This window comes from Amycolatopsis rhizosphaerae (assembly GCF_007713715.1).
GTDB classification, from domain to species: Bacteria; Actinomycetota; Actinomycetes; order Mycobacteriales; family Pseudonocardiaceae; genus Amycolatopsis_E; species Amycolatopsis_E rhizosphaerae.
Window position 1 is genome coordinate 1 of the sequence record NZ_VJWX01000256.1, and the last position, 10,130, is coordinate 10,130.

Consider the following 10,130-nt stretch of genomic DNA (forward strand, 5'->3'; position numbering starts at 1 on the left):
CCGCCGGACTGCGCGCCCCCTCGCACACGACCAGGTCGAACCGGCCGCTCAGCTCGGCGTAGGTGTCGAACGCGAGTTGCGCCAGTCCGGCCCGCCCCGTGGCGTACTCGCCCGCCTGGAGCACCCCGGCGGGCTTGCCGAGGGCGATCACGTGACTGCGGTGGTCACTGCCCGGTTTGAGCAGGACGGGATTCATCGCCGCTTCGGGCTCCACGCCCGCCGCACGGGCCTGCAACCACTGCGCACGCCCGATTTCGGCGCCGTCGGCGCAGACCATGGAGTTGTTCGACATGTTCTGCGCCTTGAACGGGGCGACGCGCAGGCCCTGCCGGGCCAGCCAGCGGCAGATCCCGGCGGTGACGAGGCTCTTGCCGGCGTCGGAGGTGGTACCGGCGATCAGCAGTCCGCTCATCGGGCCAGCACCGCCACGGCGAGCGCGACCGCACCGACCGCCCGCGACAGGGTCACCGAGCGGCGCAGATCGGCGGGCCCCGGTGCCGGGCCGTCCCCGAGCGTGCCCCGGTCCTCGACCCGGTCGCCGTACCGGTTGACGCCGCCGAGCCGGATGTCCATCGCTCCGGCGAAGGCGGCCTCGACCTGTCCCGCGTTGGGGCTGGGATGCCGGGAGGCATCACGCCGCCAGACGCGCCAAGCGCGCCCGGGCCGTCCCCCCACCAGCGGTGCGCAGCAGACGGCGGCGAGTGCGCCGAGCCGTGCGGGCAGGAGGTTCGCGAGATCGTCCGCGCGCGCCGAGGCCCAGCCGAACCGTTCGTACCGGGGTGAACGATGCCCGACCATCGCGTCGAGCGTGTTGAGCGCGCGGTAGCCGAGCAGGCCGGGGATACCGGCCACCGCACCCCAGAACAGCGGGGCGACCACGGCGTCCGAGGTGTTTTCGGCGATCGATTCGGTGGCGGCGCGGGCGAGTTCGCCGGTGCCCAGGTTCGCCGCGTCCCGGCCGCACAGATGGGACAGGCGGTGCCGCGCGCCGGGAAGGTCACCGGATTCCAGCAGGCGCGCCATCGCCGCGCCCTCCCCGGCCAGGCCGCGGCCGCCGAGCACGGCCCAGGTGGCCAGCGCGGTCACCGCGATCCGGGCCCTCGGGCGCCGGGAGGTGGCGGCCCGCGCGGCCACCCCGAGCCCGGTGGCGGCACCGGCGCAGACGACCGCGTAGACGGCGCCGCGGGGCCGTGAATCGGCCCACAGGCGGCGCTGGAGCGCTTCGGCGGCCCGGCCGAACAGCGCGACCGGGTGCCCGCGGCGCGGATCGCCGAACAGGCGGTCCAGCAGGTAACCGGCGGCGAGACCCCGCGCTGTCAACGATCTTGCATACACCACGCACGGGACGGTAGCGCTTGCACGACAATGCCGGGTATGACCAAGCTGACCCTGCGCCTCGCCGCCGCTCTCGAAGGGGCCGCCCGGCGGCTCCGCCGGTACGGGCAAGATGACGCCAAGGTGCTCATCCTCGGTGGGGTGCGCTCGGGGAAATCGCGCCACGCCGAGCGCCTGATGAGCCATCATCCCGAGGTCGTCTACGTGGCGCCCGGTTATCCGGCGAGCGCGGACGATCCCGAGTGGGCGGCGCGGATCGAGCGGCACCGGGCTCGGCGCCCGCCGAACTGGCGCACGGAAGAGACCGCCGATCTCGCTGCCACCGTGCGGAAGGCTTCCCGCCCGCTGCTGATCGACTGCCTGGGCACCTGGGTCAGCCGCGTGCTGGGCGAGGTCGGCGCCTGGGACCAGACCGAGGGCTGGGAGCTGCGGCTCGACGAGCGGATGGAGGAGTTCCTCGCCGCGTGGACGGCCGCGCACGTGCCGATCGTGGCGGTCAGCAACGAGGTCGGCATGGGTGTGGTGCCCGCAACGGTGTCCGGGCGCGTTTTTCGTGATGTGCTGGGCGCACTCAACAACCGGGTCGCCGCGGAGTCGGACAGCGTCCAGCTCGTGGTGGCCGGGCACCTCCTGCACCTCGGCGAAAGGTCCCTGTTGTGATCGAAATCCCGCTGCCCGACTCCGGAGCGCACGCGGACGCGCTGGCCCGGCTGGACGCGCTCGTCAAGCCTCTGGGCGCGCTCGGCAGGCTGGAAGAGCTCGCCGCCTGGCTGTGCGCGGCCCACGGCACGGTGCCGCCGCGCCCGCTGGACGACGTGCGGGTGGTGGTGTTCGCCGGGGACCACGGCGTGGCGGGGGCCTCGGCGGTTTCGGCGTACCCGAGGGAGATCACCGCGGCGATGGTGCGGGTGTTCCTCGCGGGCAAGAGCGGGGTGAACGTGCTCGCCGGCCAGGTGGGGGCCAGGGTCCGGGTGGTCGACATCGCGGTGGACGACGATCTCGACGGGGTTCCGGACGAGGTGCGGGCGTACAAGATCCGGCGCGGTTCCGGCGCCATCGACGTGGAGGACGCGCTCGAAGCCGGTGAGGCTGAACGCGCTTTCGAAGCGGGGCGGGCGATCGCGGACGCGGAGATCGACGCCGGTGCCGACCTGCTGATCCCCGGCGACATGGGCATCGGCAACACGACGGTGGCTTCGGCGCTGGTCGCGGCCGTGCTCGGGGTTCCCGCCGAGGACGTGGTCGGCACCGGCACCGGGGTCGACGAGGCGGGGCGCGCGCGGAAGGTGGCGGTGGTCGAGGCGGCGCTCGCGCGGGCCGCGGGCCGCACGGCCGAACCGTTCTCGCTGCTGACGGCGCTGGGCAGCGCGTGTGCCGCGGCGACCGCGGGTTTCCTGGTGCAGGGCGCGGCGCGCGGGGTGCCGGTGCTGCTGGACGGCGTGTACTCGGGGGCCGCGGCGCTGGTGGCCAGGGAGATCGCGCCGGACGCGGCGCGCTGGTGGCTGGCGGGGCACCGCTCCACCGAACCGTCGCAAGCGTTTGCGCTCAAGGCGCTGGGCCTGGCCCCGATCCTCGACCTCGGCCTTCGGCTGGGTGAGGGCAGCGGCGCGGTTCAGGCGGTGAGCACCCTGCGGGCGGCGCGGGCGATCATCGCCGAAATGGGCCTGCTGGCCGATCTCGCGTGAGGGCGGCGGATTCGCTGCGGATGGCGTTCGGCACCCTCACCACGGTGCCGGTGCCGCCGCCCCGGGCGATCGATCGCGCGGTCGCGGGCGGGGCGATGCTGTTCGCCCCGCTCGCCGCGCTGCCCCTCGCGGCCGCGGCGTGGCTCGTACTGGCGGGCGGGCACCTGCTCGGCTGGCCCGGCCTCGCGTCCGCCGGGCTGGCGATCGGGCTGGTCGCGCTGGGCAGCCGGGGCCTGCACCTGGACGGCCTCGCCGACACCGCCGACGGCCTCGGCGCGTCCTACCACCGGGAACGGGCGCTGGAGGTCATGCGCCGCGGGGATTCCGGTCCCACCGGGGTCGCCGCGCTGGTGCTGGTCCTGATCGTCCAATGTGGAGCTTTGTCCGGAGGCGGCGCGGTCGCCGGGGCGCTCGGGGTGATCGCGGGACGCTGCACGCTGTCGATGAGTTGCGCCCGCGGGGTGCCCTCCGCGCGGCCGGAAGGGCTCGGCGCCACCGTCGCGGGCTCGGTCCGGATCCGGTGGGCGGCGCTGGTCTTCGTGCTCGCCGCGGGACTATCGGCGCTCGCGCCCGGGCTGCCGTGGTGGCGCGGCCCGGTGGCGGTCCTGGCGGCCTACGCGGCCGCGGGCGTGCTGTTGTGGCGGTGTGTGCGGCGCCTCGGCGGCATCACCGGCGACGTGCTGGGCGCCTGCGTCGAAGCGGGCACCGCCGCCGCCCTCCTAGCCCTCGCCTGACCGGCTGCGCTCCCCGCCGCCGTGAAGGGTCCCCTCACAGCCGATACGACCAGGGCTCCGGCAAAGTCGGGTGAGTGGTGGCCGTGAAGGGTCCCTTCACAGTCGATACGGCTGTGAAGGGACCCTTCACGGCTTGCCCGGCCCTCAGGCCACTTGCGGCAGCAGGGTGGCCAGGGTGGCCAGGAAGGCGGTGGTGACGGGTTCGGGGCGCACGGCGAGGCGGAGGTGGTCTCGGTCCAGGCCCGGGAAGGTGTCGCCGCGGCGCACCGCGTACCCGGCCTCCCGCAGCGCGAGGCGAAGGCGGTCGGCGCCGGGCACGCGCACCAGCACGAACGGTGCCCGCGGCTCCCCCACCACCTCCAGGCCCAGTTCGCGCAGCCCGGCGACGAGGTGCGCACGCTCCCGTTCCGCCTGGACGGCGAGTCCGTGCGCCTCGTCGAGCGCGGCCGGACGGCAGCACGCGATCACGGCCCGCGCCGCCGGGGTCGACACCGACCACGGCGGCTGCACCGCCGCCAGCCGCCGCACCACGGCGGGCTCGGCCAGCAGGTACCCGGCGCGCAGACCGGCGATGCCCCAGGTCTTGGTCAGGCTGCGGATCACCACCAGTCCCGGAAGTGACTGTCCGGCAAGGGATTCCGGCTCCCCCGGCACGGCGTCGAGGAAGGCTTCGTCGATCACCAGCAGCCGGTCCGGCCGCGCCAGCGCCCGCAGCGTGGACGCCGGGTGCAGGACGGAGGTGGGATTCGTCGGGTTGCCGACGAACACCAGTCCGGCGTCGGAGGGCACCAGCGCCGGGTCGAGCCGGTACGCCGGGCCGGGCAGCACCACGCGGCGTACCTCGTACCCCGCGGCCCGCAGGGCCGCCTCGGGTTCGGTGAACTGCGGATGCACCACGACCGCGCGGCGATCGCCGAAAACCCTGGCCAGCAGGGTGAACGCCTCGGCGGCACCGGAGGTGACCAGCACCTCCGCCGCCGTGCGTCCGTGCCGCCGGGCGACGGCGGCGGCCGCCTCGCCCGGATCCGGGTAAGCGGCCAGCTCGGTCAGGCTGGCGGTGAGCTCGGCGACCAGCCAGTCCGGCGGCCTGGGCAGCCGCACGTTGACCGCCAGATCCACCAGCCCGGCCCCGACCTCGCGGTCGCCGTGGTGGTGCAGATCGTATTCAGCGTCCACGGGCGTGCACCGCGGCGGCGAAGGAACGGGCGAGCCCGGGATGACCGGCCCAGTGGACGTGCAGATAGGACGCGTGCAGGGTGGCCGAGGCGAATCCCTCGCCGGTTCCGTCCCACTCCCAGGCGGGGGTTTCCCCTTGCCGGGGAAGGACTTCCGTGCGGTGGAACTCGTGCCCGGTGACCCGCGCACCGGCCCGGGCGAGCACCGTGTCCCGTGGGGCGGTGGCGCGGCGGTAGCCGAGCGCGCCGCGCTTGGTCATGCGGGCGAGGGCGTCCACCGCGCCCACCATCGGCAGGCCGTCGAGCTCGCGGCACAGGTACAGCAGCCCGGCGCATTCGGCCACCACCGGCATACCGCCCCGGATCGCGGTGGCCACCCCTTCGCGCAGTGAGGCGTTGTCCGACAGGGCTCCGGCGTGCACCTCGGGGAAGCCACCGCCGAAGTAAAGCCCGGCGCAGTCCTCGGGCAAACCCTTGTCGTGCAAGGGATCCAGGTCGACCACGTCGATGCCGTGGGAGTCGAGCAGCTCCACGGTTTCGGTGTAGCGGAAGGTGAAGGCCTCCCCGGCGGCCGCGGCGACCACGCGGCGCGGCCCGGTCCAGGTCCCGTCCGGCCGCCAGGCCGTGCCGGACAGCCGTGGCGCGGTGCGCGCCACCCGCACCACCGCCTCCAGGTCGACCCCGTCGGCGATCCACTCCGCGAGTCTCGGCAGCAACTGCCGGGACTCCGCGCCGCGCTCCTCGGCGGGAACGAGGCCCAGATGCCGGCTCGGTGCGTGGATGTCCTCGCTACGGCGCAACGCGCCGAGCACCGGAATCCCGGTCGGCACCAGCGCGGCCCGGATCTCGTCCTCGTGCCGCTGCGAACCGAGCTTGTTGAGGATCACCCCGGCGAGCGTGACGCGCGGGTCGTAGCGGGCGAAACCGAGCACGGTGGCGGCGACACTGCGGCTGGCGGCGCTCGCGTCCACCACGAGCACGACGGGCGCCTCCAGCAACCGGGCCACGTGCGCGGTGGAGGCGAAACCCTCGGTACCGAGCGCCCCGTCGAACAGCCCCATCACGCCCTCGATCACCGCGATCCCGGCGCCGCCGGCCCCGTGCAGCAACAGCGGCACGAGCAGATCTTCGCTCTGCAGAAAGGGATCCAGGTTGCGCGGCGGGCGCCCGGTGGCGAGCGCGTGGTAGCTCGGGTCGATGAAATCGGGGCCCACCTTGTGTCCCGAAACGACCAGTCCCCGCGCCCGCAACGCCGCCATCAGCCCGGCCGCGACCGTGGTCTTGCCGTGGCCGGAACCGGGGGCGGCGACGACCAGCCGGGCTACCATTCGATCCCTCGCTGCCCCTTCTGCCCCGCGTCCATCGGATGCTTGACCTTGGTCATCTCCACGACCAGGTCCGCGGCGTCGATCAGCGCGGGCGGCGCGTCGCGGCCGGTGATCACCACGTGCTGGCGCCCCGGACGCTCGCCGATCGCGGTGACCACGTCGTCCACGTCGATCCAGCCCCATTTGAGCGGATAGGTGAACTCGTCGAGGACGTAGAAGTCGTGCTGTTCGGCGGCAAGCCTGCGCTTGATCTCCGCCCAGCCCTCGCGGGCCGCCGCGGCGTGGTCCTCCTCGGTACCCGCCTTGCGGGCCCAGCTCCAGCCCTCGCCCATCTTGTGCCACTCGACGGGCCCGCCCTGACCGGTCGAGGCGTGCAGCTCACCGAGGGCACGGAAGGCCGACTCCTCGCCCACACGCCATTTCGCGGACTTGACGAACTGGAACACCCCGATCGACCAGCCCTGGTTCCAGGCGCGCAGCGCCATCCCGAAGGCGGCGGTCGACTTTCCCTTCATCACACCGGTGTGCACGGCGAACACCGGCCGGTTGCGGCGCTGGCGGGTGGTGAGCCCGTCCGACGGAACGACTTCGGGTTTCCCCTGCGGCATCAGGAACTCTCCTTGGTTCAGGCCGCGCGCAGGCGGGTTTTCACAGCGGTGGTCAGCGAATCGGCCGCGACCTCACCGAGCGGCACGTGCTCGGCGTCCAGGTGCGTGGCGAGTTCGGCGGCCAGGCCAAGGCGCATCCGCCCGGTTTCGCAGTCCATCACCACGGCGGTGGTCCCGGCGAGCAGTCCCGCCGCGGCGTGCGCCCGGCGCACCGCCTCCGGCCCGCTGGTGGCCCGGCCGTCGGTGACCACCACCAGCAGCGGACGGCGGCGCGGATCGCGCAGCGCCTCCACCCGCAGCACCCTGGCCGCTTCGAGCAGGCCCTCGGCGAGCGGGGTCCGTCCGCCCGTCGGCAGCGTCTCCAGCCGGGCGGCCGCGGCCTCCACGCTGATCGTGGGCGGCAGGGCGAGTTCGGCCGTGGCGGCCCGGAACGTGATCAGGCCGACCTTGTCCCGGCGCTGGTAGGCGTCGAGCAGCAGGGACAGCACGGCGGCCTTCACCTCGCGCATGCGCGCGCGGGCTCCCATCGAGCCGGAAGCGTCCACACAGAACAGAACGAGGTTTCCCTCGTTGCCCTCCCGCAGCGCGTACCGGAGATCCTGCTTGCGCAGCACGAGTCCCGCCCCGCGGCGGCCGCGCGTGTGCTGGTGCGGGGCGGCCGCACGGACCGTCGCGACCAGATGCGGCGCGCCCTCGCGCACACCGGGGGGCCGCACTCCCACCGTCCGCCCGGACTCGGTGACCGCCCTGGACCGGCGGCCGCGCTCGCCCGTGCCGACCCCGGCGACCTGGAACAGCCTGGCGCGGTAGGGCTTTCCGGCCCCGGTGGTCTGCCGCTCGCCGGAACCGTTACCGCCGGAGCCCTCCTCCTGGCCGTTTCCCGAGGGCGCCGGACCGCCGTCGCCGGACGGTGCGGTCGAGCCCGATCCTCCTCCGTCGTCGTCCGGACCGGGGTCCTCCGGTGGCTCGGCGTCCCGCAGGGCCTGTTCGAGCTGCTCCTCGTCGATTCCGGGCGCGTCGAACGGGTTGCGGCGCCGCCGGTGCGGCAGCGCGAGCCGCGCCGCCACCCGGATGTCCTCTGTGGACACTTCGGTGCGGCCGGACCAGGCGGCGTGCGCCACCGCGGTGCGCGCGGTGACGATGTCGGCCCGCATACCGTCCACGTCGAAGGAGGCGCACACCTCGGCGATCTGCCGCAGCGCGTCGTCGGGCAGCGCGACCGAGGGCAGCAGTTCCTGTGCCGCCCGGATTTCCCGCGCCAGCTCGGCATCCGAGGCGGCGTAGCGCGCGGAGAACTCCTCGGGGTCCGCCTCGTAGGCCAGCCGCCGCCGCACCACCTCGGCACGCTGTTCCGGATCGCGGCTGGAGGCCACCTCCACGGTGAGGCCGAACCGGTCGAGCAACTGCGGTCGCAGCTCGCCCTCCTCCGGGTTCATCGTGCCGATCAGCACGAACCGGGCCGCGTGGGAGACCGAAACCCCTTCCCGCTCCACCGTCGCGCGGCCCATCGCCGCCGCGTCCAGCAGCGTGTCGACCAGGTGGTCGTGCAGGAGGTTGACCTCGTCGACGTAGAGCAGGCCCCGATGCGCCGCGGCCAGCAGACCGGGCTGGTAGTCGGTGACGCCCTCGGCCAGCGCTCGCTCCAGGTCCAGCGAGCCGACGACGCGGTCCTCGGCGGCGCCGACCGGCAGTTCGACCAGCCGGGCGGGACGACGGGTGCGCGGGGCGTCCGCGGCGTGCGGACCGTCGGGGCAGGCGGGATCGGGCGATCCGGGCGCGCAGGAGAACCGGCACCCCTCGAGCACCTCGACCGGCGGCAGCAACCCGGCGAGCGCGCGCACCATGGTGGACTTCGCGGTGCCCTTCTCGCCGCGGACGAGCACCCCGCCGATCGCGGGTGAGATCGCCGAAAGCACCAGCGTCAACCGGAGATCGGCCATCCCGACCACTGCGGTGAACGGATACGGCCGCATGCGACTCCTCCGGCTCGAGCGGGTTTCCGCGCCCGCTAATCCTGGCCAGCGCATCCCCGGACCGGGTGCGCGACGGACGCCGGAGCTCTGGCTCCCGGTCGGCGTGCCGACCGGTCACAGTGGCGGGACCGCCCCGGGTTCGCACCGGGTTCCGCGACGACCGTCCGGGGCATCATCGCATACCGTCTGGGCTCGTGACGATTGTCGTGGTGGGCGTCCCGGCGGAGGGCTGGACTGGGCTGGGCGAGCGGGCGAAGAACGAACTCGCGGACTGCGAAGTGCTGTTCGGCAGTGCGCGCCAGCTCGACCTGGTCCCCCTTGACCTGCCCAAACATCCGTGGCCGAGCCCGCTGCTTCCCGCGATCGGCGAACTGCTCGCCGGGCACGGCGGACGGCGGATCGGGGTACTCGCCAGCGGGGACCCGCTGCTGTCGGGGATCGGCACCACGCTGGTGAAGCGGTTCGGCCAGGACGTGACGATCATCCCGGCGGTGTCTTCGGTCACGCTGGCCCGTGCCCGGCTCGGCTGGTCGGCCGAAGAGACCGAAGTGATCAGCGTGGTGGGCCGTGACGTCCATCGCGTCGCGCGGGCGCTCGCGCCGGGGGCGCGGCTGCTCGTGCTCAGCTCCGACGCGAACAGCCCGGGCCGCATCGCCGGTCTGCTGACCGAACTCGGTTTCGGCGACAGCAGGCTGATCGTGCTCGAACGGCTCGGTGCCGCGGCGGAACGCCGGGTCGAAGGTCTCGCCCGGACCTGGGACCACGTCGGCGATCCGCTGAACATCGTCGCCGTCGAATGCGCGGGCGGCCCGGCGCTTCCGGTGCTCCCCGGCCTGCCGGACGAGGCCTTCGAGCACGACGGCCAGCTCACCAAGCGGGATCCGCGCGCGCTGGCGCTGGCGCGGCTGGCCCCGCTGCCGGGCCAGCTGCTGTGGGACGTCGGTGCGGGAGCCGGCAGCGTGGCGATCGAGTGGTCGAGGGCGCACCCGGCCAACCGCGCCATCGCCGTCGAACGCGACCCCGGGCGGGCGGCGCGGATCACACGCAACGCCGAACGGCTCGGCGTGCCCGAACTCCGGGTGGTCACCGGTGCGGCTCCCGACGCGCTGGCGGACCTGCCCCGGCCCGACGCGGTGTTCGTCGGCGGTGGCCTGCGGGCCTGGCGGCCCTGCTGGGAGGCGCTCGCCCCGGGCGGGCGCCTCGTCGCGCACGCGGTGACGCTCGAATCGGAACAGACCCTGGCCCAGGCCTACGCCGAGACGGGCGGCGAGCTGATCCGCGTCGCGGTGGAG

Annotated in this window: 10 protein-coding genes and 1 riboswitch; of the genes, 4 read left to right on the forward strand and 6 right to left on the reverse strand. The window is 74.3% G+C overall.

Features of this window, described 5'->3' with window-relative positions; genetic code table 11:
* Together FNH05_RS22880 and FNH05_RS22885 are read right to left on the reverse strand one after the other, a co-directional pair.
* Positions 1-412: nucleotide-binding protein (locus FNH05_RS22880; protein ID WP_144590773.1), on the reverse strand; the 412-nt coding region annotated here is incomplete at its 3' end.
* Positions 409-1,338 carry a cobalamin biosynthesis protein gene (locus FNH05_RS22885; protein WP_144590774.1) on the reverse strand — a complete coding sequence of 310 codons (930 nt, stop codon included), beginning with the start codon at positions 1,336-1,338 and terminating at the stop codon, positions 409-411. The genes FNH05_RS22880 and FNH05_RS22885, both read right to left, overlap by 4 nt.
* Before the next feature lie 36 nt (positions 1,339-1,374).
* Here FNH05_RS22885 and cobU point away from each other — a divergent pair, with 36 nt between their 5' ends.
* Genes cobU through FNH05_RS22900 form a run of 3 tightly spaced genes read left to right on the forward strand, consistent with a single transcriptional unit; the run spans position 1,375 to position 3,754 of the window.
* Positions 1,375-1,995, forward strand: a complete 621-nt coding sequence (cobU, locus tag FNH05_RS22890) for a bifunctional adenosylcobinamide kinase/adenosylcobinamide-phosphate guanylyltransferase (RefSeq protein WP_144590775.1) — start codon at positions 1,375-1,377, stop codon at positions 1,993-1,995.
* A complete protein-coding gene (gene cobT / locus FNH05_RS22895; RefSeq protein WP_425458478.1) occupies positions 1,995-3,020 on the forward strand; it encodes a nicotinate-nucleotide--dimethylbenzimidazole phosphoribosyltransferase in 1,026 nt (341 codons plus the stop codon). Before cobU ends, cobT begins: the two co-directional genes overlap by 1 nt.
* 20 nt (positions 3,021-3,040) lie before the next feature.
* On the forward strand, positions 3,041-3,754 hold the full coding sequence (locus tag FNH05_RS22900) for an adenosylcobinamide-GDP ribazoletransferase (protein WP_144590781.1): 714 nt from the start codon (positions 3,041-3,043) through the stop codon (positions 3,752-3,754).
* Positions 3,755-3,898: 144 nt separating this feature from the next.
* On the opposite strand, the gene cobC is transcribed toward FNH05_RS22900, so the two are convergent.
* From cobC to FNH05_RS22920, 4 genes are read right to left on the reverse strand one after another with little or no spacing between them, the layout of a single operon-like run.
* Positions 3,899-4,930 carry an Rv2231c family histidinol phosphate aminotransferase CobC gene (cobC, locus tag FNH05_RS22905; protein WP_144590777.1) on the reverse strand — a complete coding sequence of 344 codons (1,032 nt, stop codon included), beginning with the start codon at positions 4,928-4,930 and terminating at the stop codon, positions 3,899-3,901.
* Positions 4,920-6,257 (reverse strand): cobyrinic acid a,c-diamide synthase CobB, encoded by a 1,338-nt coding sequence (locus FNH05_RS22910; protein WP_144590778.1) that lies wholly within the window; start codon positions 6,255-6,257, stop codon positions 4,920-4,922. Before FNH05_RS22910 ends, cobC begins: the two co-directional genes overlap by 11 nt.
* Complete coding sequence (gene cobO, locus FNH05_RS22915; RefSeq protein WP_144590779.1) at positions 6,251-6,865, reverse strand: cob(I)yrinic acid a,c-diamide adenosyltransferase; 615 nt, start codon at positions 6,863-6,865, stop codon at positions 6,251-6,253. The genes FNH05_RS22910 and cobO overlap by 7 nt, the downstream gene beginning before the upstream one ends.
* Positions 6,866-6,882: 17 nt before the next feature.
* Entirely contained in the window at positions 6,883-8,838 is a 1,956-nt protein-coding gene (locus FNH05_RS22920; RefSeq protein WP_144590780.1) for a putative cobaltochelatase, read from the reverse strand.
* Positions 8,839-8,922: 84 nt separating this feature from the next.
* Positions 8,923-8,990: riboswitch (cobalamin riboswitch) on the reverse strand.
* Between the two features lie 42 nt (positions 8,991-9,032).
* Between FNH05_RS22920 and cbiE the strand changes: the two genes are divergently transcribed.
* Positions 9,033-10,130, forward strand: a 1,098-nt coding sequence (gene cbiE, locus FNH05_RS22925) for a precorrin-6y C5,15-methyltransferase (decarboxylating) subunit CbiE (RefSeq protein ID WP_246127896.1), incomplete at its 3' end; no start/stop codon positions are given.

Bases quoted from the DNA above. Each gene is read 5' to 3' on its own strand.
- cobU (WP_144590775.1), top strand. From the start codon at position 1,375: ATGACCAAGCTGACCCTGCGCCTCGCCGCCGCTCTCGAAGGGGCCGCC.
- FNH05_RS22900 (WP_144590781.1), top strand. From the start codon at position 3,041: ATGGCGTTCGGCACCCTCACCACGGTGCCGGTGCCGCCGCCCCGGGCG.
- FNH05_RS22910 (WP_144590778.1), bottom strand. From the start codon at position 6,257: ATGGTAGCCCGGCTGGTCGTCGCCGCCCCCGGTTCCGGCCACGGCAAG.
- cobO (WP_144590779.1), bottom strand. From the start codon at position 6,865: ATGCCGCAGGGGAAACCCGAAGTCGTTCCGTCGGACGGGCTCACCACC.
- FNH05_RS22920 (WP_144590780.1), bottom strand. From the start codon at position 8,838: ATGCGGCCGTATCCGTTCACCGCAGTGGTCGGGATGGCCGATCTCCGG.